The 23,887-nt window shown below is 67.9% G+C and carries 25 protein-coding genes and 3 pseudogenes; 15 read left to right on the top strand and 13 right to left on the bottom strand.

All coding sequences use genetic code 11. From position 1 onward, the window contains the following. The first annotated feature begins 355 nt into the window (after positions 1-355). Both H3H54_RS03420 and H3H54_RS03415 read left to right on the top strand, forming a co-directional pair. Entirely contained in the window at positions 356-2,521 is a 2,166-nt protein-coding gene (locus H3H54_RS03420; protein ID WP_262425518.1) for an exonuclease domain-containing protein, read from the top strand. A gap of 14 nt (positions 2,522-2,535) precedes the next feature. Then, complete coding sequence (locus H3H54_RS03415; protein WP_262425517.1) at positions 2,536-3,573, top strand: hypothetical protein; 1,038 nt, start codon at positions 2,536-2,538, stop codon at positions 3,571-3,573. Between the two features lie 136 nt (positions 3,574-3,709). Here the strand turns inward: H3H54_RS03415 and H3H54_RS03410 are convergent, their stop codons facing one another. From H3H54_RS03410 to H3H54_RS03395, 4 genes are read right to left on the bottom strand one after another with little or no spacing between them, the layout of a single operon-like run. Further along, entirely contained in the window at positions 3,710-4,024 is a 315-nt protein-coding gene (locus H3H54_RS03410) for a type II toxin-antitoxin system RelE/ParE family toxin (RefSeq protein ID WP_262425516.1), read from the bottom strand. Continuing rightward, positions 4,021-4,305 carry a type II toxin-antitoxin system ParD family antitoxin gene (locus H3H54_RS03405; RefSeq protein ID WP_262425515.1) on the bottom strand — a complete coding sequence of 95 codons (285 nt, stop codon included), beginning with the start codon at positions 4,303-4,305 and terminating at the stop codon, positions 4,021-4,023. The genes H3H54_RS03410 and H3H54_RS03405 overlap by 4 nt, the downstream gene beginning before the upstream one ends. 36 nt (positions 4,306-4,341) lie before the next feature. Continuing rightward, on the bottom strand, positions 4,342-4,692 hold the full coding sequence (locus tag H3H54_RS18640) for a P-loop domain-containing protein (protein WP_316249197.1): 351 nt from the start codon (positions 4,690-4,692) through the stop codon (positions 4,342-4,344). 47 nt (positions 4,693-4,739) lie between these two features. Beyond that, positions 4,740-5,567 carry a hypothetical protein gene (locus H3H54_RS03395; protein ID WP_262425514.1) on the bottom strand — a complete coding sequence of 276 codons (828 nt, stop codon included), beginning with the start codon at positions 5,565-5,567 and terminating at the stop codon, positions 4,740-4,742. Positions 5,568-5,685: 118 nt separating this feature from the next. On the opposite strand from H3H54_RS03395, the gene H3H54_RS03390 reads away from it, so the two are divergent. Beyond that, on the top strand, positions 5,686-5,943 hold the full coding sequence (locus tag H3H54_RS03390; protein ID WP_262425513.1) for a hypothetical protein: 258 nt from the start codon (positions 5,686-5,688) through the stop codon (positions 5,941-5,943). Here the strand turns inward: H3H54_RS03390 and H3H54_RS03385 are convergent. The 3 genes and pseudogenes from H3H54_RS03385 to H3H54_RS03375 form a co-directional block, all read right to left on the bottom strand. Continuing rightward, positions 5,906-6,364 (bottom strand): SWIM zinc finger domain-containing protein, encoded by a 459-nt coding sequence (locus tag H3H54_RS03385; RefSeq protein ID WP_262425512.1) that lies wholly within the window; start codon positions 6,362-6,364, stop codon positions 5,906-5,908. The two genes, H3H54_RS03390 and H3H54_RS03385, sit on opposite strands and share 38 nt — an antisense overlap. Positions 6,365-6,545: 181 nt before the next feature. Next, on the bottom strand, positions 6,546-6,782 hold the full coding sequence (locus tag H3H54_RS03380; RefSeq protein ID WP_262426561.1) for a hypothetical protein: 237 nt from the start codon (positions 6,780-6,782) through the stop codon (positions 6,546-6,548). Positions 6,783-6,853: 71 nt separating this feature from the next. Further along, positions 6,854-7,576 (bottom strand): annotated as a pseudogene (locus H3H54_RS03375) (IS30 family transposase); the annotation flags it as partial. Positions 7,577-7,795: 219 nt separating this feature from the next. On the opposite strand from H3H54_RS03375, the gene H3H54_RS03370 reads away from it, so the two are divergent. The 4 genes from H3H54_RS03370 to H3H54_RS18635 all read left to right on the top strand — a co-directional run bounded on the left by H3H54_RS03370 (position 7,796) and on the right by H3H54_RS18635 (position 11,527). Further along, a complete protein-coding gene (locus H3H54_RS03370; protein WP_262425511.1) occupies positions 7,796-9,394 on the top strand; it encodes a DUF4041 domain-containing protein in 1,599 nt (532 codons plus the stop codon). A gap of 136 nt (positions 9,395-9,530) precedes the next feature. Then, positions 9,531-9,812, top strand: a complete 282-nt coding sequence (locus tag H3H54_RS03365) for a nucleotide pyrophosphohydrolase (protein ID WP_395963708.1) — start codon at positions 9,531-9,533, stop codon at positions 9,810-9,812. Beyond that, positions 9,799-11,292, top strand: coding sequence for a DNA/RNA helicase domain-containing protein (locus H3H54_RS03360; RefSeq protein WP_316249127.1), 1,494 nt, complete (start codon positions 9,799-9,801; stop codon positions 11,290-11,292). The genes H3H54_RS03365 and H3H54_RS03360 overlap by 14 nt, the downstream gene beginning before the upstream one ends. Beyond that, complete coding sequence (locus H3H54_RS18635; protein WP_316249126.1) at positions 11,276-11,527, top strand: DNA/RNA helicase domain-containing protein; 252 nt, start codon at positions 11,276-11,278, stop codon at positions 11,525-11,527. The genes H3H54_RS03360 and H3H54_RS18635 overlap by 17 nt, the downstream gene beginning before the upstream one ends. A 3-nt stretch (positions 11,528-11,530) precedes the next feature. Here H3H54_RS18635 and H3H54_RS03355 read toward each other — a convergent pair whose 3' ends face one another. Continuing rightward, positions 11,531-12,517: a sugar-binding domain-containing protein gene (locus tag H3H54_RS03355; RefSeq protein WP_262425509.1), complete on the bottom strand. Its 987-nt coding sequence runs from the start codon at positions 12,515-12,517 to the stop codon at positions 11,531-11,533. A 159-nt stretch (positions 12,518-12,676) separates the two neighbouring features. On the opposite strand from H3H54_RS03355, the pseudogene H3H54_RS19410 reads away from it, so the two are divergent. The 8 genes and pseudogenes from H3H54_RS19410 (at position 12,677) to H3H54_RS03305 (ending at position 19,859) form a co-directional block, all read left to right on the top strand. After that, positions 12,677-13,474: pseudogene (locus H3H54_RS19410) on the top strand (dihydroxyacetone kinase subunit DhaK). Further along, positions 13,441-13,647 (top strand): annotated as a pseudogene (locus H3H54_RS03335) (dihydroxyacetone kinase subunit DhaK); the annotation flags it as partial. The pseudogenes H3H54_RS19410 and H3H54_RS03335, both read left to right, overlap by 34 nt. A 109-nt stretch (positions 13,648-13,756) precedes the next feature. Continuing rightward, entirely contained in the window at positions 13,757-14,443 is a 687-nt protein-coding gene (locus tag H3H54_RS03330) for a DAK2 domain-containing protein (RefSeq protein ID WP_262425506.1), read from the top strand. A 38-nt stretch (positions 14,444-14,481) separates the two neighbouring features. Further along, a complete protein-coding gene (locus tag H3H54_RS03325; protein WP_262425505.1) occupies positions 14,482-15,549 on the top strand; it encodes an autoinducer 2 ABC transporter substrate-binding protein in 1,068 nt (355 codons plus the stop codon). Then, a complete protein-coding gene (locus H3H54_RS03320) occupies positions 15,539-17,062 on the top strand; it encodes a sugar ABC transporter ATP-binding protein (protein WP_262425504.1) in 1,524 nt (507 codons plus the stop codon). The genes H3H54_RS03325 and H3H54_RS03320 overlap by 11 nt, the downstream gene beginning before the upstream one ends. Further along, positions 17,059-18,099: an ABC transporter permease gene (locus tag H3H54_RS03315; protein ID WP_262425503.1), complete on the top strand. Its 1,041-nt coding sequence runs from the start codon at positions 17,059-17,061 to the stop codon at positions 18,097-18,099. Before H3H54_RS03320 ends, H3H54_RS03315 begins: the two co-directional genes overlap by 4 nt. Beyond that, positions 18,096-19,130 carry an ABC transporter permease gene (locus tag H3H54_RS03310; protein WP_262425502.1) on the top strand — a complete coding sequence of 345 codons (1,035 nt, stop codon included), beginning with the start codon at positions 18,096-18,098 and terminating at the stop codon, positions 19,128-19,130. The genes H3H54_RS03315 and H3H54_RS03310 overlap by 4 nt, the downstream gene beginning before the upstream one ends. 471 nt (positions 19,131-19,601) lie before the next feature. Next, positions 19,602-19,859, top strand: a complete 258-nt coding sequence (locus tag H3H54_RS03305) for a hypothetical protein (RefSeq protein ID WP_262425501.1) — start codon at positions 19,602-19,604, stop codon at positions 19,857-19,859. A 1,211-nt stretch (positions 19,860-21,070) separates the two neighbouring features. On the opposite strand, the gene H3H54_RS03300 is transcribed toward H3H54_RS03305, so the two are convergent. The 5 genes from H3H54_RS03300 to H3H54_RS03280 all read right to left on the bottom strand — a co-directional run bounded on the left by H3H54_RS03300 (position 21,071) and on the right by H3H54_RS03280 (position 23,887). Further along, positions 21,071-21,511 (bottom strand): hypothetical protein, encoded by a 441-nt coding sequence (locus H3H54_RS03300; protein WP_262425500.1) that lies wholly within the window; start codon positions 21,509-21,511, stop codon positions 21,071-21,073. A gap of 196 nt (positions 21,512-21,707) precedes the next feature. Then, positions 21,708-22,160, bottom strand: a complete 453-nt coding sequence (locus H3H54_RS03295; protein ID WP_262425499.1) for an alanine racemase — start codon at positions 22,158-22,160, stop codon at positions 21,708-21,710. Next, positions 22,139-22,288, bottom strand: a complete 150-nt coding sequence (locus H3H54_RS03290; protein ID WP_262425498.1) for a hypothetical protein — start codon at positions 22,286-22,288, stop codon at positions 22,139-22,141. The genes H3H54_RS03295 and H3H54_RS03290 overlap by 22 nt, the downstream gene beginning before the upstream one ends. Continuing rightward, the gene (locus tag H3H54_RS03285; RefSeq protein WP_262425497.1) at positions 22,285-22,668 is read right to left on the bottom strand and encodes a bifunctional 4-hydroxy-2-oxoglutarate aldolase/2-dehydro-3-deoxy-phosphogluconate aldolase; all 384 of its coding nucleotides are present in this window, start codon (positions 22,666-22,668) and stop codon (positions 22,285-22,287) included. Before H3H54_RS03285 ends, H3H54_RS03290 begins: the two co-directional genes overlap by 4 nt. 268 nt (positions 22,669-22,936) lie before the next feature. Then, positions 22,937-23,887, bottom strand: coding sequence for a sugar kinase (locus tag H3H54_RS03280; protein WP_262425496.1), 951 nt, complete (start codon positions 23,885-23,887; stop codon positions 22,937-22,939).

Raw genomic sequence — 23,887 nt, 5'->3', positions numbered from 1 at the left:
GTGTCAGCCGTCGTGAGGATGGCCGTTCGGATCGGGCTCGGACCGCAGCTGATCCGCGATCTCCTCCTCCGGGCGGGGCGCCGTCGTCTCATCATCCTCGAGCTGTGGGACGGAGGGTTCCCCAGGCCCAGGGAACGGTACGTGAGTGGGATCTCCGGATCGAGCGGTCATGACGAGGCCTCCCATGTCGTGGTGCTCCCAGGGTACGCGGCGTGGTTCAGCAGCGTCAGCCGCTTCTGCGATGATCGAGAGAACGTCTGTCACTGTTCCGGAAGGGGCTCCTGTGGGGCTGCTCGATCATCTTCTCCGTCGCACTCCCTCGACGGCGGAAGCTGACTCCCCCACCTCGCCCGCGGTGCCCCGGTTCGCAGTCGTCGACGTGGAGACCACCGGGCTCGACCCGGACCGTCACCGGATCCTCGAACTCGCGATCCTGCGGGCCGACGAGCACGGACGCGTCATCGATCAGTGGACCGCGCGCTTCCATCCGGACGGTCCCGTCGGCGCGACCCACATCCACGGCATCACCGACGCCGACGTCGCGAACGCACCCCGATTCCGGGACCTCGCGATCACGGTCGGGACGGCCCTGCAGGATCTCGTGGTCGTCGCGCACAACGCCGAGTTCGACATCGGCTTCCTGCGCGCCGAGTTCACCCGCGCCGGGCTGCCGATGCCACGCTTCACGACCTACTGCACACTGCAGGGCAGCACGCTGTACCTACCGCAGCTGCAGCGGCGCAGGCTGCCGGACTGCTGCGCGGCGCTGGGGGTGACGCTCCAGGGCGCCCACTCCGCGCTCGGGGACGCCTTCGCCACCGCGGACCTGCTCGCGCAGTACCTCGCGCTGGATGCACGGACGGGGTACGACGCCCCGCTCACCGCGACGCGTGCGCTGCACGCCGGTGCCCTGGCGGGTCCGGGCCACCCTGTGGCGCAGCCCCCGGCGCCGGCGGGACCGCCCGACCCGCAGGATTCGGTCCCTGCCGCGCACGATGCCGCCGACGCTGTCGACATCTCGCCCACCGCGGTCCGTGCCTGGGCGCGTGCGCAGGGCATCCCCGTCGGCGATCGCGGCCGGCTGAGCGCCGCGCTCGTCGCGCAGTATCGAGAGGCGATGCGTGGGGAGGCGCTCTCGTCGGCGGGGAGCCCGAAGACCGTCGTCGCCACCGCACCGGACCCCGTCACCGCGCCCGTCGAGGCGCCCGCCGCCCCGCCGGCCGAGCCTGCCCCCTCGATGGCGCCCGCACCGTCGATCACGCCCGCACCGTCGGCCGCGCCCCTCACCATCACCGAGGAGTTCCAGGCCGCGCTCGATCACCTCCATGCCGGGCACCACCTGTTCCTCACCGGCAAAGCGGGCACCGGTAAATCCACGCTGATCCGCCACTACCTGGAGACCACTGCGCGGCGCACGATCACGGTCGCGCCCACGGGGATCGCGGCGCTGAACGTCGACGGGTACACGATCCACCGCCTGTTCTCTTTCCCGATCGGCGTGAGCGAGGAGATGGTGCGCGGCGGCGGCTATTACCCGGGCCGCTTCGCGAAAGCGCTCAAGGAGCTGGACACGCTCATCGTGGACGAGGCCTCGATGGTGCGGGCGGATCTGTTCGATGCGCTCACCGCGGCGCTCGAGCGGTTCGGTCCGCGGCCGGGCGAACCCTTCGGCGGGGTGCAGCTGGTGCTGGTGGGGGATCTGTACCAGCTGCCGCCGGTGGTCACCGATCACGAGGCGGCGTGGATCGAGGAGCGCTTCGGCACCCCGTTCTTCTTCTCCGCCCGCTCGTTCGATGCCGCGACGTTCCCGGTGGTGGAGCTCGGCACCGTGTTCCGGCAGCAAGGCGATGACCGGCTGGTCGATCTGCTGAACGCCGTGCGGGAGGGGACGCTGCTGGAGGAGGCACGGGCGGAGCTGAACCGGCGCACCGCCGCAGACTTCGAACCGGACCTCGACGAGTTCTGGCTGACGCTCGCGACCACCAACCGGATCGTCGGCGCCCGCAACCGGCAGATGCTCGAACGCCTCCCCGATCCGGCACAGCTCTTCACCGCGCAGATCAGCGGGGACACCGACGGTTTCGAGCACCCCACCGATGCGTCGCTCTCGCTCGCCGTCGGTGCGCAGGTGATGATGCTGACCAACGACGGCGGCAGCCGCTGGGTGAACGGGACGCTGGGCCGGATCACCGCGATCGGCGCGGATGACGACGGGCCGGTCATCACCGTGCTCCTGCGCAACGGCCGCACCGTCGCCGTGCGCCGGCACACCTGGGACATCACCCGCCCCAGCGTCCACGGCGGCTCGCTCGTGCATCAGGTGGTCGGCACCTTCACGCAGCTGCCGATGAAGCTCGCCTGGGCGATCACCATCCACAAGTCCCAGGGGCAGACCCTGGACCGGGTGGTCGTGGACCTCACCGGCGGCACCTTCGCCAACGGGCAGTTGTACGTGGCGCTGTCGCGCTGCACGAACCTCGAGGGCCTGGTGCTGAAGCGCGAGGTGCTCCCCGCGATCTGAAGACCGACCAGCGGGTGCGGCGTTATCTCGCCACCGGCGCCGCGCAGGCGGGCGTGCTCGGCGAGGCGTACCTGTCGGTGCTCACGGTGGGCACCGAAGGGGACCGGTGGCGCCCGCGCCCTGTCGAGATCGCCGTGGTGACCGACGACGGGGACGAGGCGACCACGGTCATCAACCCCACCAGCGACCTGTTCGGCGCGAGCTCCGAGTTCGGGATCACCACCCGGGACGTGCAGCTCGCACCACTGCTGGCCGAAGCCTGGCCGGCGCTCAGCTCGCTGCTGGCCGGGCGCATCCCGGTGGGAGTGGGGGTGGATCAGCAGCTCGCGCACATCGACTTCGAGCTCAAGCGCAACGGGATCGTGGAACCGATCCCGCTGGGGTTCGAGCTGCCGGGCGGCCTGCTCATCGAGGAGGAGCTCGCGCGGTTGAAGGCGCCGACGGCGCTCGAGCGGGCCCGGGCGGTGCGCGATGCGGTGCGGCGCGTGCGCAGCGCGGGCACCGACCTGCCGGGCTCCGGCACCGCGTTCCGACAGCTCGTGCACGGGCACGGCTACCTGCTCTCCCGCACCAGCGGGTCTGAGGGGATGACGGCGCCGACGGGCTTCGTGGTGGGCGGGAACCTCGGTGCCGAGGACGATTCCGCCGCGGTGCTCGCGCGCCTGCTCGAGGGGGCGTGGCAGCGGGTGCTGTCTCCCGATGCGGAGGTGGTGGAGCGTCTGCGCGGAGTGGAGCAGCACTTCGAGGTGCGGGTGCTGCCGGAGTGGTTCGAGGTGGGCGGCCCCGTGGTCGTAACCGACGTGCTGGTGCCGGGGGCTCGGGTGTGCTTCTCCGGAACGGTGGTCTCCGCGACGCACGGATGGCTCGAGAAGGAGCAGCTGCACGCGATGGCCGAGGCGCGCGGGCTCGTGGCGGTGCCGACGCTCACGAAGGCGCGGACGGACGTGCTGGTGGTGGCCGAAGCCGGGTCACAGTCGTCGAAGGCGAAGAACGCGGCGCGGTGGGAGAAGCCGGTGGTGACGGCGGAAGAGTTCCTGGAGTGGGCGGGGTGAGCGAGGCATCCCGTCACCGCCTCTCGCGACCGGAGAGGAGGAGCTGGTTCGCTGACTCGATCGACCACACTCGTGCGCCCAGTCCAGATCAGCACACAAGAGTTCGACATGAGGCACGGACAGCGCTTCGGGGTGACTACTGGGGCTCTGCGGCAATGAGGGCTTCATAGTTGCGTCCGCCGTAGTAGATGCCGAGCACCTCGACGGTCTCCTCTGTCACCGCGAAGGCGATCACGACCCGGCGGCGAAACCCGATCGTGCGCAGACCGGGCCGGAGGTCATCGCGCGCCTCGCCGATGTACGGGAAGACGAGCAATCCGTCGCAGTAGTCGAGAATCGCGGCCACATAGCCAGCGGCGCGTTCCGGATACCCGGACTCATCGGCGATCCACGTATAGAGGTCGGTCAGCTGCTCTCGTGCTCGCGGAGAGTAGACGATGCGACAGGTCATGCCTCGCTCGACGCAGTGCGATTCTCGTGCACCTTCGAGAGATGGGCGCGCATGTCGTCGGCGCTGATCGCCTGCGACGGGTCGGCACGCAGCTCGTCATACGCCGCGACAACGTCAGAGCGCAGCCAAGCTTCCACGGCCTCATCGCGGGCGAACAGGGCGCGCAGGCCGTCGCGGAGCACTTCGCTCTCACTCGCATACGCGCCCGATGCGACGCGTTCCTTCACCGCATCAGCCATACCCGTAGGGAGGGTGATGCTGAGCTGTTTCGTGGTGCGCATGGCGCCTCCTGCATCTCGAGTAGGACTTAATCCTACTCAGAACCACCCTTCGAGGACAGAGTTCAGCGCACATCCGACGGCGCGGGGCCCGCGAGCCGCAGCCCCCGGTAGCGGTTCACGGCCGCGTGGAGCTCGAGCGGGCGGGGCCGGGCAGGACGGCCGAGGTGGCCGGGGTGGCCGGGGTAGCCGTGATGGGGTGGGCCCAGCGTGCCCGGGGCAGGGATGCGGGGACACGCTGCAGCGAACACGTCGGCCGCCGGCGACCAGCACCGTGGAGACGCCGCGCTCGAGAAGCAGCCGTCGGACCCGGTCCACGAAGAGGGTGATCGGTTCTCGCTCGGCAGGGGCCAAGACGCGCATCCGCTCGTCAGGGGCCAAGACGCGCATCCGCTCGTCGCGGAACATCATGTTCGTGGCGGAGGTGTCCTCGTCGATCAGCAGCGCCGACGGTTCTGGGCGCGGAGGTCGCGGATCTGCGCCGTCAGCGCCTTGGCGTCGGCGCCGCCGACGTAGCCCTGTGCTTCCGTGAGCAGCTGCGCCGCCTCCGCGTATGCGGAACGCTGCCCGCCGGCGATGGACGCCCGTGCGAGGTCGTACAGCACTCGCGCTGCCTCCGCCCCGTCGGCGCTCGCTCGCCACCGGGCGAGGGTCAGCCATGCGGAGTCTCGAGCCCCGTGCTCGGCCGCCGTCTCCCAGGCGCGAGGCATGTCCTCATCCCAGAGCAGCACGCCCACGAACGACGGCCAGGTGCCGTGCTCGCCGGCTTGCTCCTGCAGGATGGTGAGAGCCTGCTCTCGCCAGTGCGCAAAGGTGGGTCCGCTCCTGAGCTTGAGGGACTGGAAGGTGCGCAGGAAGGGCTGCTCGGCGAAGTTCGTCCACGACAGCTCGGCAGCCTCGTCGTGTCGGCCCGCACGGGCGAAGGCCTCGGCGGCGACGGCCCGGAATCGGGCGCTGTCACCGAAGCGCTCCAGCAGTGCCCGTGCTTCGAGCACCGCGTCATCGATGCGCTGTGCGTCCAGGAGGACATCGATGAGTGCGGCAGCGTCACTGTCGGTGTCGAGCTCCGCTCTCAGCAGCGCGATCAGACCGTCGGTGCCGCCGATCGCCTCGGCGATTCGTCTGCGCTGCGCCGCGACCTGGTAGCGGTGAGCACGGTCATCGTCGCTGAGGCTGCGCCAGCGCTCCTCCACCGCGTCGCGGAACTGCTCGAGTCCTTCGGGGCCGAGCAGGTCGCGGTACTGCTCAGCGGCATCGCGGAACACGTCCAGGTCACTGGTCAGCGCTCGCTGCGCGAGGTCCTGTGCGAGCTCTCGCGAGTCTCCTGGGGACGCCTGTGTGGCGCGCAGGTGGATCTCCTCGGACAGCGTCGACGAGGATGCCGTGCGCAGGCAGCTCCTCAGCTCTCTGGATACAGGCGGGTTCGTCTCCTACTACAAAGCGCATGACTTCTTCACCGGCATCGAGGAGGTGCTGGACGGCGTCGAGGAGCTGCTCGAGCTCGGTGCCTCACAGGCCGCGGCGCGACTCGCTCTGCTCGCACTCGACGGCTTCGAAGAGCTCCTGCCGGGCGTGGATGACTCCGCCGGCGGGTTGTCCATCGTCAGCGCCCGGGCTCGGGGTCGGCTCCGGCGGCGATGAGCAGCTGTGCGTGCAGGGTGGGGTCATCCTGTGTGACAGCAAGCAGCTGGTCCGCGAGCCATTCGCGGTCCTGGGCGAGCAGGAACTCGCGCAGATCCGGCGCCTGAGGCGCTGTTTCCGCGGCAGGCTCGGTGGCCGACGGGTCGGAGTCCTGGAGCCAGAGCAGAGTGGCGGCCACGATGTGCTTGCAGATCGGCTGGACCTCCGCGAACGGGCAGATGCACGAGCCGGTGAGGCGACCGGTAGCGACGGAAAGCCGCACCGTGTACTCCTGCGTTCCCATCACCATCGCGACGGCGCTGCGCGACCCGGCCGAGACCAGTGCGACCCGACCTTGCTCGGCGTACTGGAGACCGCGATGGAACAGGACGTCACCGGCGCGCAGGCGAAGGGTGTCCTCGGAGAAGGGCAGCGGTGGCATGGGGTCCATTGTGGTGGCAGCGCAGTGCGCCCGAAACCGGACAAACAACCCCCGTGTCCACGAACCGGGGGTAGGCCCCCGGGGCGGTGGATACGTCCCGGGCCTCTCGCCTCCGCACAGGCGCCCACAACGTCACGCCCCGCAACACCAGGCCCTTCCGAAATCGTCGACGTGGGCGATGTCAAGGCGTCGAAGCAACATGGGGCTCGCCGACGAGCAGTCGAGCGAATGCCTCGGTGGGCGTGAGATAGCCCAGCCGGCGGCGGGGTCGATTGTTGATCTCCTCGGCGATGGTGGTGAGGTAGGGCTGGTGATCGGGGATCGTGCCCTTGGGCAGATACTCCCGGTAGAGCCGGTTGGTGTTCTCGTTGCTGGGCCTCTGCCAGGGCGAGTGGGGATCGGCGAAGTAGACCGGCATCGCCGTGGCCAGGAGACCTTCGCGTGCTGGGCCATCTCGCTGCCCTGGTCCCACACCAACGATGCCTTCATCATCTCGGGCAGGTCGTTGAAAAACTCGATGACCGCGTCAGCGGTTGGCTCGGCGTGCTTCGAGGGCAGGGCCAGCAGCCCGGTGAACCCGATCATCCGCTCCACCAGCGTCGACGCGCACGAGGTGCCGTTCTTCCCGATGATCAGGCCACCCTCCCAGTGCCCCGGCACCCGACGCTGGGCGGCGCCCTCACCTCGCTCCGCGATCGGGACCATTCCTACGATTGGGCCACCGCGCGTCCGCCCGGTCGTACGTGGTCGGCGCTTGGTCCGCTTGGACTGCAGGAAGATGCCCTTGCGGGCGAGCTCACCCTTCGGGATCGCGTAGATGTACTGGTAGATAGCCTCACCGGAGACGGTTCGGCCGCGTGCGTCAGGAGAGTTCGCCATGCGTTGAACGGTCGGGTCTGCGGCCTCCAGGCGCAACCGGCCCGCTATCTCGTTCGGCGTCCAGGACGCGGCCAGGTCGGCGTCCACCCTCGCCTGCAGCACCGGATCCCCCGCGACCTTCCGCTGCTGCGGGCGAGCCCGCCGACGCTGCGCTCTGACGTCTGCGGTCACGGCCTGGTAGCCGCGGGTCTTCGTCGAGTTCCGGTGAAGCTCCCGCGAGATCACCGACGGGCAACGCCCCAGGTGACGGACGATCCTCCGCACCGACCAGCCCGCTTTCGAGGCCGTCGAGATCTCCGACCTGTCACCGAACGACAACCCCACCCGCGCCATCCGCACACTCCACCGATCAGACCTCCGCCGACCGGGAGTGTTGCTTCGACGCTATGACACCACCGCCGGACACCGCCGCTCAACAGCACCGTGAAAGATCGAGGTTAAGTCCTGCTCATATGTCCCATCAGTCATGCATGATGGGGAAAGCGCTGGGATTCGCGCTCGAAATGCGCTGGCTGTGGCAGATTCTGCCACCGGATGTGAAGACGAGGGGCAATGAAGGAGCAGGACATAACGCCTCCGGGCTGGTACCCAGACCCGTCGGGCAGGCACGAGATGCGTTGGTGGGACAGCACGCGCTGGCGAGACGCGGTGACCGATCACGGAGCGCGGAGTGATGATCCCCTGCCGCCCGTTCAGCCCGCCCAGATCAAGATGGCACCTGTTATGGAGAACTTTCCCGAAGCTCACGTCGCCAGCCCACCCGAGGTCGACGCTCGAGCAGCGCTCGGCAACAACCCCGAAGCCGCGCTATCGGCAGCGGCGACTGCCAAGGTCACCATGTTCTCTGCGAAGAAGATCGCGACGGACCTTCAGGCAGAGACCAAGATTCTCTACGGTCGGGTGGAGGCTCTCGAACGAGTTGCTCGCGAGCTCGGCGGGCTCGAGGCAGCAGACGTCTCCCAAAGGATCGACGCCCTGCGCGAGCGGGAAGCAGAGCAGCGCGCCCGATTGAGCGAACACGAACGTGCGGCGACCGCACTGAAATCTAAGCTCCAGGATCAGATCTCCCGCGCAGAGGCGAAGCTCGCAACGGTCGAGAGGGACATCATCATCGCCCGCGACCGTATCGAGCTCGAGGCCCGCGGACTCTACGACTACGAGCACGTTGCGGAGGCATCAGCATCGTTGGCGTCCGAGCTCGCCGATGTGCGCGCGAAGGTCAAGGAGAGCAACAAATACGACAAGGCGATCCACGCAGCCACCGGATTCGTCTTCAACGATTCCACCGCGAAGGGGAAGACCTTCGTCAATCAGATGCGCCGCATCATGCTGCGTGCTTACAACGCGGAAGCGGAGAACGCGGTCAAGACGGTGAAGACCGGGAATCTTGCGCCCGCGATCAAGCGCCTCACCAGGGCGAAGGAGCAGATCGAGAAGCAGGGCACGATGATCGACCTCTCCGTCGACCACAGATACCACCGCCTACGCCTCCAGGAGATCGACCTCGCGGCCCGACACCAGGAGGCGGTCGCCGCGGACAAGGCCCTTGATCGGGAACGTCGCGAAGAGCTTCGCGAGCAGAGACGGGCAGAGCAAGAGCTGCGCGCGGAGAAGGAGCTGCTCGAGAAGGAGCGCTCCCACTACCTCAACTCGATCAGCCGGCTTCGCGCGGCAGGCGATGTCGCTCAGGCCGACGAGCTCCTGGCAAAACTCAGCCTGATCGATGAGGAGATCGCGCAGGCCGACTACCGCGCCGCGAACATCCGTGCCGGCTACGTCTACGTCATCTCCAATATCGGCGCATTCGGAGAAGGCGTCGTCAAGATCGGTATGACCAGGCGGCTCGATCCGATGGACAGGGTCAAGGAGCTTGGGGACGCCTCGGTCCCCTTCACCTTCGACGTGCATGCCCTGTTCTTCGCCAACGACGCAGTGGGGATCGAGGCACAGCTGCACCGCGATTTCTCCGCTCAGCGCCTGAACCAGGTGAATACTCGTAAGGAGTTCTTCCGCGTAACTCCTGAGGAGGTGCTCGAGTCCCTGAGGAAACAGAACGTCTCGGTGCTCGAGTTCCGCACCGATGCCGAAGCGGACGACTACCGCACGAGCCAGGCGATCTTGGGCCAACAGAGCTCCGGGAGCAAGCCTTGATGTCCGACACCGGATTTCACCTCGAGGGCGCACGAATCTCGCATCGAGCTGAAGACTCGGTCTGCCCGGTGGATCGCGTGAATGCTAGGTTGCAGACGTGACCAACGAACCACTCGTCGAGACCCTGCGCGCCTTTATGACCGAACGCGACTGGCAGCAGTTCCACTCCCCGGAGAATCTCGCGAAGTCAATCAACATCGAGGCGGGCGAGCTCCTCGAGTGCTACCAGTGGAACGCCGACGCTGATCGCGGCGAGGTAGCCGACGAGCTGGCTGACGTCCTCACCTACGCGCTCTTGCTCGCGGACAAGCTCGAGCTCGATCCTGAACAGATTATCCGCGCAAAGCTAGAGCGTACCGGGCAGAAGTACCCGGTGGAGAAGGCCAAGGGTCGGAGCACGAAGTATGACCGCCTTTGAGATCGAGCAACTGAGCTTCACGTCCGATTCGGTCGCCGAGGCGGGCGAACGGATCCCGCGCTTCACCAACTGGCCGGTGGTCTACCTGCTCGAGGACGGCACGGACATCTACGTCGGCGAGACCGGCAATGCCGAGCGACGGATACGGCAACACCTCAAGACGGAGAACAAGCAACACCTGCGCGAGGTTCGGGTGGTGCTCGACGACCGGTTCAACGCGTCAGCATGTCTCGACCTCGAGTCTTTCCTCATCCGCCTCCTGGACGGTGACGGGCGCTTCAAACTCCTCAACCTCAATGAAGGCGTCACCAACCAGGACTACTACCAGCGTAGCGAGTACAACGACACCTTCAAGGAGGTCTTCGACGAACTCCGCGACCTCGGATACTTCCAGCGAGCGATCCCCGAGATCGAGAATTCCGATCTCTTCAAGCTCTCCCCGTACAAGGCACTCAACACCGAGCAGGGCATCGCGGTGCTCGCCATCATGGAGGGTCTGGTCGAGGACTTACAGACTGGCGCCCGCACGCTCTCAGCGGTCCAGGGCGATCCGGGCACGGGGAAGACCATCGTCGGCATCTATCTCATGAAGCTGCTGCGCGACCTCGCCGAGTTCGATCCGAAGGATGACATCGACGGTGACTCGATGTTCTCCGACCTCTTCGTCGAGGGGAACCGGGACCTATTCCAAGGGCTCCGGATCGGTCTCGTCGTCCCTCAGAAGTCATTGCGGAAGTCGATCACCCGGGTGTTCCGCAAAGCGCCCGCACTGCGAGGCGCGCAGGTCCTCACTCCTTACGACGTGGCCGATGCCGACGAGGACTTCGATGTGATCGTCGTCGACGAAGCGCACCGTCTCACCCAGCGAGGCTCGCAGTCGCACGGCACTCTGACCGCTCGATACGGCGAGATCTCCCGCCGTCTGTTCGGTGAGGAGGAGGACGACTACTCGATCAACCAGCTCGACTGGATCCGCAAACGCGCCCGGCACACCATCCTGCTGCTGGACACGGCGCAGAGCGTGCGGCCGATCGATATCGAACCCAAGGTCTTCGCGCAGGTCATCAGCGAGGCACGGGAGCAGAAGCGTCTCTATCCACTCGATACCCAGATGCGCGTGAAGGGCGGCAAGGAGTATCTCGAGTTCGCTCGCGCGCTGATCTCCGATGAGCCTCCGGCATCGATACCCGACCTCGGCGAGTACGAGTTCCAGCTGTTCGATGACCTCGGCGCTATGCACGAGAGAATCCGCGAGCGGGACGCTGAGTACGGCCTCGCCCGCCTCGTGGCCGGCTATGCCTGGAAGTGGCGGAGCAAGAACAAGTCGGGAGAGCACGACATCGAGCTCGATGGCGTCGCCCTCGACTGGAACGTCTCCGACGTCGATTGGATCGCCTCGAAGACCTCCCTCGAAGAGGTCGGCTCGATACATACCGTCCGGGTACGACCTGAACTATGCCGGCGTGATCATCGGGAATGACCTGCGTATCGATCCCGCGAGCGGTCGGCTCATCGCAAATCGCGATAGCTACTTCGACGCCAAGGGCAAGGCTTCCAACAGGATGCGCGGCCAGACAACGTCCGACGAGGACCTGCTGCGATACATCACCAACGTCTATCGGGTGCTGCTCACCCGCGGCATGAGGGGGACCTACTTGTACATCGTGGATCCTGAGCTCCGACGAGCCGTTCGTTCAGCGCTGACGTCTGCCTGACCACTACCGAGCCCCCGCGAGTTCCAGCATTCTTTCCGCCGCATGACGATCCGTGATCAGCCCTGTGATCAGCCCTGATCGTGCGACCCCCATGATCGCCCGCGCCTTCTCCCTGCCCGCGGCTACGGCGACGACGTGTGGTGCGGCGCTGAGCTGGTGGATTTCGGTGGTGACGCTCATCCGGGTGATGTCCTGTGCCACCACCGCGCCGTCGGCGGTGAACCAGTGCCCCAATATTTCAGCGACCGGCGCCTCGTCGTCGAGCTGGGCGCGCACCGCTGGCGGGTAGGCCGTGCGCAGGGTGGATTTCGACTGGCTCCACGCACCGATGCCGACCACGGCAAGATCGAGCTGTTCGTAGAGTTCACGAACGGCGCCCAGCTGGGAGATCCAGTTGTCCCGGCGCTGGACGCTTCCGGCGAACATCGGAGCGCCGAAGGTGTGCACGGTGCCGCCGGCCTCTTCGACCCCGGGCCGCAGCTGCTCCAGAGGTGCCATCGGCGAGTTCGAGGGGAGGGTGCCGACCAGCTGCACTGCGGTGATCGCCGGAGTCTCTCGGACCTGCGCACCGAGCGCGTGCATCGTCTGGCCGCCGCCCATGCCCACCACGTCCCCGTCTTCAAGGGATTCCCGCATGAGCTGCGCAGCCATCAGGGCGACGGCGTCGCGCACCTGCGCGGACGTTCCCTTGGACTCGATCACCTGGACCAGCGGGAGCCCGAGCGTCGTCTTCAGGGGTTCCGCGAGCTCGGGAAGGTTCTGTGTGGGCTCATGAATCTCGATCCGGATGATCCCCCGCTCCTTTCCTTTCGCGAGCATGCGGGCGATCTTGAAGCGCGACAGGTCGAAGCGTCGGCCCAGATCGACCTTCGAGACGTCCTCGAGATAGTAGAGCCGCCCGAGCTCGGCCAGCAGCTGGTCCTCGGTCATCGCATCGCCGCGCGCCGCATCGCTGCCGTCAGCGTGCCCGAGGAAAGGCGCAGTTCGCATAGGCCGAGCACCTCCCTTGGTCTCAGATCGGATGCGTTCCGACGTGACAGTTGACACCGTCGGACACTCACCATAGCTTTGCGCATAGGAGCACGCCGTCGTGCTCATCTGAGCATCCTACGGGGCGGTACGCAACATCACCAGCTCCACGGCCAGCCGATGACGACGACGTTCACCTCAGTGGCCTGCCTTCCCGACAAGGAGAACGTGTTGCGCAAGATCATCAACGCCCCTCAGGACTTCGTCGACGAGACGATCGACGGGATCCTGTTGGCGCACCCCGACCAGCTGCGCGCTGCCGACGCAGATCGCCGGGCGATCGTGCGCGCGGACGCAGGGACCTCAGGACGGGTCGGCATCGTCACCGGTGGCGGATCCGGGCATCTCCCCCTGTTCCTCGGCTACGTCGGCCGCGGTCTCGCCTCGGGCGTCGCCGTCGGGAACGTCTTCTCCTCCCCCCCCCGAGCAGATTCACGCTGCGACGCTCGCGAGCGATGACGGTGCCGGGGTGCTGTATCTCTACGGGAACTACGGCGGCGACGTGTACACCTTCGATCTCGCCGCAGATCTCTCCTCGGCCGACGACGTCCGAACGACGACCGTGGTCGGCACCGACGACATCCTCTCCGCACCCACGGAGAAGGCGAGCACGCGTCGCGGCGTCGCCGGCCTGTTCTTCGCATACAAGACTGCTGGCGCTTCGGCCGAGCGCGGAGATGACCTGGCCACCGTCACCGAGATCGCCCAGCGCACCGTGGATCGCACCCGCACCATGGGCGTCGGCCTCTCCCCACGATCCTCCCGGCAGCCGGCGAACCGACGTTCACCCTCGACGAGGGGGAGATGGAGGTCGGGATCGGCATCCATGGCGAACCCGGGCACCATCGCGGTCCGCTAGAGACCGCCGACGAGATCACCGATCGATTCATGGTCGAGCTGGTCAAGGAGCTCCCCTGACCACCGGAACAAGAGTCGCGGTACTGGTCAACGGACTCGGATCGACTCCTCTCGAGGAGCTGTACCTGATCTACCGACGCGTGCACCGCACCCTCGCTGAACGCGGTGTCGAGATCGTGCACACCTTCGTCGGCGAGTACGCGACCAGCCTTGAGATGGCGGGAGCGTCAGTATCGATCTGCCACCTCGACGACGAGCTCTCCGACCTCATCTCGCAGCCCGCCGACTCGCCGTTCTTCACGCACGGGAATCCCACCGGGAGTTCGGCGCCGCGCGAAAGGCATGGCCGCGACGAAGACACCGGCTCCGTCAACGTCCAAGGGAACCGACCGCGAGATCGAGACGGTCCAATCACCCGGGCCGCTCCGGGAGACCCTTGTCGCCGTCGCAACCCGGCTCCCCGCTCACAATGACGAACTGCGGGACCTGGACGCTGCTCTCGGCGACGGCGACCTCGGCATCACGGTCACCTCCGGCGCAGAGGCCGTTCGTGAGGCGCTGCTCTCCCTCCCCGCAGGTGCTTCGTCCCGCGAGGTGCTCCGCGCTGCCGGCACAGCCTTCGCCTCGGCGAACCCCTCGACCTTCGCCGCGCTGATCGGTGGCGCAACCCTGGCTGCCGCTGCCGCCGCCGATTCTGAGCAGATCGAACCCCTGACCCTGGTCGAGAAGATTCAGGAGCGGGTCGCCCAGCGCGGTGGAGCCGACGTAGGCGACAAGACGGTGCTCGATGCCATCGACGCCATCCGCGCCTCCCTCGCCGAGACACCGGGCGCAGATCCCGTCGAACGGGCGCGAGCGGCCCGCGAAGCGGTGTCCGCCGCAGTCTCCGACTACGCCGACAAGCACTCCCTGCGAGGCCGTGCCGCATGGGTCGGCGAGCGCTCCGTCGGCCGCAAGGATCCCGGACAGGTCGCTGCGCTCCGCTTCCTCGACGACCTCATCGATCACCTCGAGACCCGTTCAGCCTGACCCGCATCCGCTGCATCAACTCTTCATAGGAGGACATCATGTCCCGCACTTCCCGCACCACTCCCAGCCGCCGCTCCATGCTCTACGCCGGGTTCGGCGTCTTCGCCCTGCCCGCAGCCCTTGCGGCCTGCGGCACCACCGAGGAGGGCGCCGACCCCGCCGCTCCCATCGATGGCGAGGGTGGCGGCGGTGACGCGAGCGGAGCTGTGGTCACGGTCCCGAAGCTCACCGGCATCCCGTGGTTCAACCGCATGGAGGAGGGCGTCAAGCTCTACGCCGAGGACACCGACGAGAATGCCTACTACCAGGGCTCCGCTGAGGCCGACGCCGCAGCGCAGGTTCGCGTGATCGAGGACCTCATCGCTTCCGGTGTCGCAGCCCTCTGCGTGACCCCGTTCCAACCCGACGCCGTCGAGCAGGTCCTCAAGAAGGCGATGGATTCCGACATCATCGTGATCACTCATGAGGCGCCGACGATCGAGAACGCCGACTACGACATCGAGGCGTTCAAGAACGACGAATACGGCATCAACCTCATGGATGAGCTCGCCAAGGCCATGGGCGAAGAGGGTGAGTACGCCCAGATGGTCGGCTCGCTCTCCTCGTCCACTCATATGGAGTGGGTCGACGCGGCGAAGAAGCACCAGGAGGAGAACTATCCAAACATGACCCTCGTCGGGGACCGCGTCGAGACCTCAGACGATGCCCAGAAGGCCTACGAGGGCATGCAAGAGCTGCTCAGCGCCCACCCGAACCTCAAGGGTGTGCAGGGTTCTGCCTCCACCGACGTGGTCGGCGTGGGCCAGGCCGTCGAGGAAGCCGGCCTGCAGGACTCGATCGCCGTGGTCGGCACCGCAACCCCGAAGGACACGGTGGATCTCCTGGAATCCGGCGCGATCGACGTCATCCAGTTCTGGGACCCCGGCTTCGCCGCCTACGCCCAGAACGTGATCGCCAAGATGCTGCTCGACGGCGGGACCGTCGAGGAGGGTGCCGACCTCGGCGTCGAGGGCTACTCGGCGATCAGCATCGAGGACAAGGTGATCTACGGCGACAAGGCCTGGATCAACGTGACTGTGGAGAACTCCGGCGACTATGACTACTGATCGCCCCGACGCCGTCGCTCCGGACCGCGCAGATTTCGCGGTCCGGGTCGACGGCGTCACCAAGACGTTCGGCACCGTGCACGCGCTCGACGACGTCTCCTTCCAGGTGCGCCGCGGGACGATCCATGCCCTCGTCGGTGAGAACGGCTCCGGCAAATCGACGCTGACCAAAGTGATCGCCGGCGCCCATGCCCCGGACTCCGGCACGGTCACTCTGGATGGCGAGCTGTTGGAGGACCTCACTCCGCGCGATGCCCTCCGCAAGGGCGTGCGAGTCATCTATCAGGACTTCGCTCTCTTCCCGAACATGACGGTCGCCGACAACATCGGCTTCGACGGCGGGGTGAATCCCGCCGGCCTCGTCCCACGCGGGAAGAACATCGCACGAACTCGCAGCGCGCTCGAGACCCTGGGCCTGACGATCTCCCCGTCGACCGTGCTGGGTTCGCTGTCGACGGCGGAGCGCCAACTGGTGGCGATCGCCCGTGCGGTCTCCGCCGACGGGCGGATCATCCTCATGGATGAGCCGACGGCAGCGCTCACCCAGAAGGAGATCGACGCATTCCTCGGCACCGTCCGCCATCTCGCCTCCCAGGGACTGAGCTTCGTATTCATCTCGCACAAGCTGCGAGAGGTGGTCGAGGTCGCCGACGACGTGACGATCATCAGAGATGGCAAGGTCGTAGAAAGCGGGCCCGCCGCGAACTTCGACCAGGAACGGATCTCGAATCTGATGACTGGCAGCGCGGTCTCGAACGTCCGCCGGGAGAGTGCATGGGAGGTCACGGAGAAGCCCCTGCTCTCCGCGCGACAGATGCGCCTGGGCTCCGTCTTCGCCGACGTGGATCTCGAACTTCATGCGGGGCGCGTGCACGGGCTGTCCGGACTCGTCGGCTGCGGGAAGATCGAGATCGGGCTAGCTCTAGCCGGCTTGATCCCCATCGATCAGGGCCGTATCGAGTTGGACGGGGCGCCGCTGCGGGAAGCGCGCTCCGAACGAACGATCCAGTACGTGCCGGATGACCGCCTCACCGAAGGTCTGATGCTGAACTGGTCCATCGCGGACAACATCGCCATGAACTCACTGGACCAGACGACCGGTCGCGGTGGGCTCCAGTCCGTGCCGAAGCTCGGCGAGCTCGGCACGCGCTGGAAGGAGCGCCTCCGTATCAAGACGCCCACTGTGGCAGCACCCGTCTCCGCCCTCTCCGGAGGGAACCAGCAACGCGTCCTGCTTTCCCGGATGCTCGCTCCGCAGCCCCGCGTGCTCATCCTCAACAATCCCACTGTCGGCGTGGACGTCGGCTCCCGAGCCGAGATCCACGACCTGGTCCGCTCGGTCGCGGATGACGGCACCGCGGTGCTCCTCATCTCCGACGAACCCGCGGAGCTGATGAGCATCTGCGACGACATCGCGTTCGTCGTGGACGGTCGTATCACCGCCCGGCACGCAGCAGACGAGATCGACGAAGAACGAATCATCGACATCAACGGACAGGGGAAGGCGGCATGACTGCACCGACCACCACCGCCCCAGCCGGCCGTGGATTCATCGAGCTGCTCCTGGCCCGCCGCGAACTGCTGCTGATCTCGGTCATCATCGCCACGGTCATCATCTTCTCGATAGCCAACCCCTCTTTCCTCTCCTTCGCGCACCTCTTCGGCCTGGGACGCTCCACCGTCTACGTCGGGCTGATGGCCCTGGGCGTGATGCTCGTGCTGCTCACCGGTGGCATCGACATCTCGGTCTCCGCCATCGCAGTGAGCTCGATGTACCTCACCACCGTCACGCTGATGGCCTTCGACTACCAGGGCACGTTCCTGCTGGCAGTGGCTCTCGCCGTCCTTATCGGGGGCACCCTCGGGCTCGTCAACGGCGTGCTGGTGACCTGGTTGAAGCTTCCCTCTCTGATCGTCACCATCGGCACCCTGACGCTGTACCGGGGAGCACTGCTCGCCTTCGTTGGCACCGACCGATTCCGGAGCCTGCCCGCGCAGATGGCGGAGTTCTCCGGTTTCGCGGTGATCAGGACATCCGACAACGGGCGCATGGTCGCGCTCCACGGCGCCGTCCTCATCCTCATCGTGCTCGCCGCGGTGCTCGCCCTCGCGCTGAGCCGCACCTGGTGGGGCCGCTACATCTACGCGATCGGCGACAACCAGGAGGCGGCCGAGCGGATGGGCGTCCCCGTACGCAGCATCCGTGTCACCGCCTTCGTGCTGTCAGGCGCGCTCGCCGGCCTCGCTGGCCTGTTCTACGCAGCGATGAGCAGAACCGCAGATCCGGCCTCGCTGAACGGGGTCGAGATGACTGTGCTCGCCGCCGTGGTCCTCGGCGGTGTTTCAGTGACCGGCGGGCGCGGCAGCGTGCTGGGAACCCTGCTCGGAGTACTGCTCATCACCATCGTGGGTTCGAGCCTGGTGCTGGTGGGGATCCCCACTGCCTGGCAGCAGCTCTTCATAGGTCTCTTCGTGCTCTTCGGCGTCGGTGTCCCCGCGCTCAGAGAACGCCGGAACGAACGTCGACGAGGAATGGTGGTGTCGGAATGATCGAGGCACGTCTGGGACCACGCGCACACATCGTGCTGCTCGGCGCTCTGGTCGTCGTGCTCGCGGGGACGCTCAGCGCCCTGGCACCGAGCACCTTCCCCACAATGCGCAACATGCAGTCGATGATGGGGCAGATCGCACCCCTGGCGATCCTCGCCATCTGCATCGGGATCACCTTCCTCATCGGCGGCATCGACCTGTCGATCGTCGCAGTCGCGAATTGCGCAGCGATCACCGCTGCGCTCGTGGGCGAGGCGATGGGGCCCGACGCCGGCGCCCTCGGAATCATGGCCGCGGCCGGTTCAGCGCTGGTCATTGGCCTGTTGGCTGGCTTGACCAACGGCTTCCTGATCGCCACGCTCAGAGTGCATCCGATCCCCATCACACTCGGCACGATGAGCGTGTTCATCGGGATCAGCACCGGCATCACGAACGGTGCCACGGTGTTCGGCAACGGATACATGAGCGGGCTGAGCACCGCCACCGTGGTACTGATGCCGATGACGTTCGTGGTCTTCCTGGTGTTGCTCGCCCTGTGCACGGGCATCACCCTGAAGACCCGCACCGGCTTCCACATGTACGCCCTCGGCGAGTCGGACAAGGTCGCCCGGTATTCACGGCTCCCCGTCACTCGAACGATCGTGATGACCTACGCCGCCTCGGGAGTGTTGGCCGCCATCGCCGGGTTGATCATGTTCTCGTCGACGAACGCCGCGAACGTGTCCTTCGCGAGCTCATACCTGATGCAGGCGATCCTCATCGCAGTGGTAGCGGGCATCGACCCGTACGGCGGCACCGGGCGCCTGTGGGCGATCCTGCTGGGTGCCGCCGCAATGCAGATGCTGCAGACCGGGATCAACATGTCGCTGGGCAGCTGGTCGGGTTCGGCGTTCGCGTCGAACTTCATCTGGGGTGTCCTGCTGATCGCTGTGCTGGGCCTGTCGAAGTGGTTGTCGACCCGGAAGCATCGAACCCGCGAAGCCGAGGTGGAGGAGAAGCTGGAGGAGGCGGAAGCCGTGGGAAGCGCGTGAGAAGTCGCGGGAACGGGTAGATCAGGCACGCATAGAGCGGGCAGTTGCCCTTCGCCGTCTGGCGCTGCACCTGCCAACGCTGGCGGAAGCCACCGCGAAGCCCTTGACCCCGCACCGCATAAGGACGACGATGCGGCGCTCGTGGGAAGGTCGTTCAGGCGGTCACGCTGCGACCTACTCCTCGCCGTCCGCGTCAGGGTCTTCCGCAACCGCCCGCTTCGAGAACAGGGAACCGACGCGCCCCGTCACAGAGGTCGCCGCCCCCTGCGCCTTCGAGCCGGCCCCCTTCACCGCTCCAATGGCACGCTCTTGAGCCGCCCGGTCATGTCCCTCGCTCCCGCCGGCTCGGACCGTCGAGCTTCACCTCCCTCTCCCGCCGCGTTCACCGCCTGGTTCTCGGGAGTCCGCCTGCGGATGATCGAGTCAATCGTTGCCTGACCGCCGCACGCACCGACGAAGAGCGAGACCACCATGAACACCACCCGCAGGACGATGCTGACCGCACTCGCGATGGGCGCCGCGGCGCCGCTGACGCTCGCAGCCACCGGAACCGCCGCGCAGGCGGCCGCCGCCGCACCTGCGGAGGCCCCGTCGGCCGACTCCCCGCCCGGAACAACGGCCTCCCCCTCACCCTCTCCGGCGGTGCCTGGCCGTCCCCGCATGTGCAGGGCATCGCCGTGGACCGTGAGCGTGGGCTCGCGTTCTTCTCCTTCACCGACCGCCTGGTGAAGACGGACCTGGACGGCACGGTGCTCGGCTCGATCAACGGCCTGCCCGCTCACCTGGGCGACATCGCGCTGAACCCGAAGAACGGCAAGGTATACGGCTCCATCTTCTGGGGCGACGAGAACCCGTACTACGCCCCGTACATCGCGATCTTCGACCCGGAGCAGATGCACGAGATCGACGAGAGCCCGGAGAGGAACTCCGCGCTCTCGCTGGTCCACCTCAAGCAGCTGCTCGCCGACCGCTTCGTGGACCTCGACGGCGACGGCACGGATGACGGCCTCTACGCCACGGCCGGGGTGGACGGCGTGGGCTTCGGGCCGCGGTTCGGCAGCACCACCGGGGACTGGCTGCTCACCGTCACCCACTCGCAGTGGCCGGACGTGGACCGCGAGGACAACGACCACCAGATCCTCGTGCAGTACGACCCGGACGTGTTCGACACCTTCGCAAAGCCGTATGACACCTCGAAGCCGGACCCCACCAGCGGGCCCACCGAGATCGACGGCCAGTACTTCGTCTTCACCGGGGCCACGCGCTGGGGCATCCAGAACCTCACCTACGACTCGACCCTCGGCCGCTGGTTCATGGGTGTCTACGCCGGGAGCAAGCCCGATTTCCCGAACTTTACGATGTTCGCGATCGAGGCCGCCTCGCAGCCGGTGCGGCAGGAGCTGCGCGGGGTCGGCGTCGACGGCGACACCCTGCCCCTGGCCGAGGACGGCCTCGAGGACGCAGCCACCGGGATCCGCGGCTGGTTCCAGAAGGCTGATGTCGGCTTCCAGGCCATGGGCGATGGGATGTACTACTTGTGCGAGAACTCCGTCGTGGACGGTCTGCAGGCCGCGACGCTGACGCTGAGCGTCTGGACAGACCATCCTCATGCGCCGTTCGCCCCCAGCCGAGGCGTCCGAGCCCTTCCAAAGCGCCCCGCAGCCGAGAATCATCTCGAAGGATCCCCATGGTCGGATCAAGCCCGGCGCGCTGCTTGTCGCGGAGGCGGGAACGTGGCAGCCGCAACCGACGCTCACCTATCGCTGGCTCGCCGACGGTATCGCCATCGAGGGAGCGAACTCCGAGCGATTCCGTCTCACCGGGAAGTGGAAGGGCGCGGAGATCACCGTCGAGGTGTCGGCCGAGCTCGAGGGCTACGAGAGCACCACGGTGACATCCGCTCCCGTCCGAGTGGGTTGACCAACGAGCCTGGCCCCCATTCAGAAGAGGGTCGAGACCGCCTCCCCCACCGTCCCCTCCGCATCCACCACGGGGATCAGCCGCCATTTGTCGAAGGCGGTGCACGGGTGGGAGAGCCCCAGGGTCACCACGTCCCCGATCGCGACCGGGGCCTCGCCGTCCCAGCGTAGGAAGCAGTGCTGGTCGTTGAGCGCCGTGACCTCGGCGTCGAGCGGCCGCTTCACCCCGCCGAGAGTGTCAGAGACGGCGAGCGGCACCGGCAGCCCCTCGTCGAAGGGCACATCGCGCTTGCCGGCATCGAGCAGGGCGAGCCCCGGCTCGGGTTGCGAGACCACCCGCGCGTAGGCGTGCATCGCGGGCAGCAGTGCCTCCCGCTCCGGCAGGCCGCGATCACGGTCCAGGGGCGAGATGCCCCGGTAGAAGCCGCTGTCGTGGACGATGTACGCCCCCGAGCGGAGCACCGCGCGGGTCCCGGCACCCCGGCGATCGCGGCGGCGACGAGATCGGGATAGGCGCTGCCCCCAGCGGTGATCCAGGTGGTGCCCTCGACCAGGTCCCGCACGCTCGCCCCGAGCACGGCGAGGCGCCCGCAGTACACGCGCACGGCCTCGAGCGCGGCCTCGCTGCGGTCGTGGCCGAGAGCTCCCTCGTAACCACTCACCCCGCGCAAGGTGAGCACGGGGAGGCGGCGACCGACTCCGCGATCGCGAGGGACTCGGCCTCGGTGCGGGCGCCGGTGCGGCCGCCCTCGGCCCCGAGCTCCACCAGCACGCCGAGGCGGGAGCCCTCGGGCAGCGCCTGCTCCATGAGGTCCACGGCGGCGAGGGAGTCAGCCCAGCACACGAGCTCCTGCGCGGGGTGCTCGGCGAGCCATCCGTCCAGGCGGCGCAGCAGGGCCGGGTCCAGGCACATGTTCGCGATCTGCACCGTGGGGATCCCGGCGCGCAGCGCCACGTCGGCTTGCCAGCCGGTGGCGACGGTGATGCCGGTGGCGCCCGCCTCGAGCTGTCGGCGCCACAGCACCGGGGCCATGGTGGTCTTCCCGTGGGGCATCAGCTCGAGGCCGCGGGCGGCGACCCAGTCGGCCATCACCTGCAGGTTGTGCGCCATTGCGGGGCCGTCGAGCACCAGCAGGGGGTGGAGAAGCTCGCCAGCGGCTCCTCCAGAACGGTGACATCGCGGCCGACGAGCCCGGCGGGGAAGGACTTGTCCTCGGCCGTGATGGTGCGGGGGCTCATCGGGCGATCACCTCGGCGAGGCGGGCGATCTCGGCGGGGTCCTCGAGCGCGCTGCCCACGGCCACCACGCGCACGCCGGCGTCGAGGAACTCGGCGGCGTTGCGGGCGTTCATCCCACCGGTCGCGACGAAGCGCATCTGCGGGAACGGGCCAGCCATGGCAGGGAACCAGCCGGCCCCCAGCAGCGAGGCAGGGAAGGCCTTCAGCCAGCGCAGGCCCGCGACGTGGGCGTGCTGCACCTCGGTGGCAGTGGAGACGCCGGGCAGGGAGGGGAGCCCGGCCTCCTCGCTGGCGCGGACCACCGCGAGGTCCAGACCGGGGCTGACGGTGAAGGCGGCACCGACGGACGCGGCGACCTCCACGGTGGCGGCGTCCAGCACGGTGCCGGCGCCGACCTGCTTGCCGCGCTCGCGCCCGGCGGCGACGACGGCGGCGAGCGCCTCACGGTCGACGTCGGTCTGCAGGGGAGCTCGACGGCGTCGATGCCGAGGTCCCAGGCAGTGTTGGCGAGCGCCAGGCTGCGCTCGACGCCCATGCCGCGCAGGATCGCCATCAGGGGCGCGGCGGCGAAGGCGGTGTCGAAGTAGGCGGCGCTGTCGGTGCGCTGAGTGCTGTCGGTGCTCTCGGGGCGGTCGGTGCGGTGGGCGCTCATGAGCGAGCCTCTCCTGCGCGATGTGCGCGGTCGGTGGCGGATGTGCTGGGCGAGGGGATGTCCTGGGTGCTGGAGAGCGCGTGGGCGGCGCGGGCGTGGCCGCGCACCAGGCGCCCGGCGGCGTCCTCGCCGCTCAGCAGGCCGTCCATCCAGCCGGCGGCGAAGGCGTCTCCGGCGCCCACGGCCTCGACCACCTCGATCTTCGGGGTGGGCACGGCGGTGCGCTCCCCCGCCGCGAACTCCACGGCGTCGACGTCGGCGTCCTTGACCACCAGGTGCGGGGCGTCCGGGAACAGGGCGCGGACGTCGTCGGCGGTGTCGGTCCCCCACAGCACGGCGGCCTCGTCCCGGCCCACCAGGACGATGTCGGCCTCGCGAGCGGCCGCGCGGATCTCGCGCCCGGCCTCCTCAGTGCTATCCCAGAGCGCGGGGCGGTGGTTCACGTCGACGCTCACCAGCGCGCCGGCGGCCCGGGCGGCGGAGATCGCGGCGTGCACCAGCTCGCGGCAGCTGGCCGAGAGCGCGAGCGTGATCCCGGAAAGGTGCACGATCCGCACCCGGGTGAGGTCCAGGCGTTCGAGCTCGCCCGGTCCCATGCGGGAGGCAGCGGAGCCGGCACGGTAGTAGAGGACGCCGTGGCCGGGGTCCTTGAGATACAGCCCCGTCGGGGCGCCCGGGTCCATCCGTACGTGCTGCACGTCCACGCCGTGGGCGGCGATGTCGCGGCGCACCCGCCGGCCCAGAGCGTCCTCGCCGAGGGCGCTGCACCAGGCGGCGCGGTGCCCGGCGGCGGCGAGGTGGCAGGCCACGTTGGACTCGGCCCCGCCCATGGACAGGCGGAGGTCCTCCGCCTCCTCCAGCGGCTCGGGCCGGGCGGGGGCCACCAGCGCCATCGTCTCTCCGAGGCAGAGCAGGTCCAGCGGCCGGTCGGGGTGCACGGCGGGCAT

Origin of the sequence: Brachybacterium sp. Z12, from assembly GCF_014400405.1 — a bacterium.
In the GTDB taxonomy this organism is placed as follows: Bacteria; Actinomycetota; Actinomycetes; order Actinomycetales; family Dermabacteraceae; genus Brachybacterium.
The sequence above is the reverse complement of the archived record's forward strand: the minus strand, read 5'-3'. Positions and strand labels throughout refer to the sequence as shown.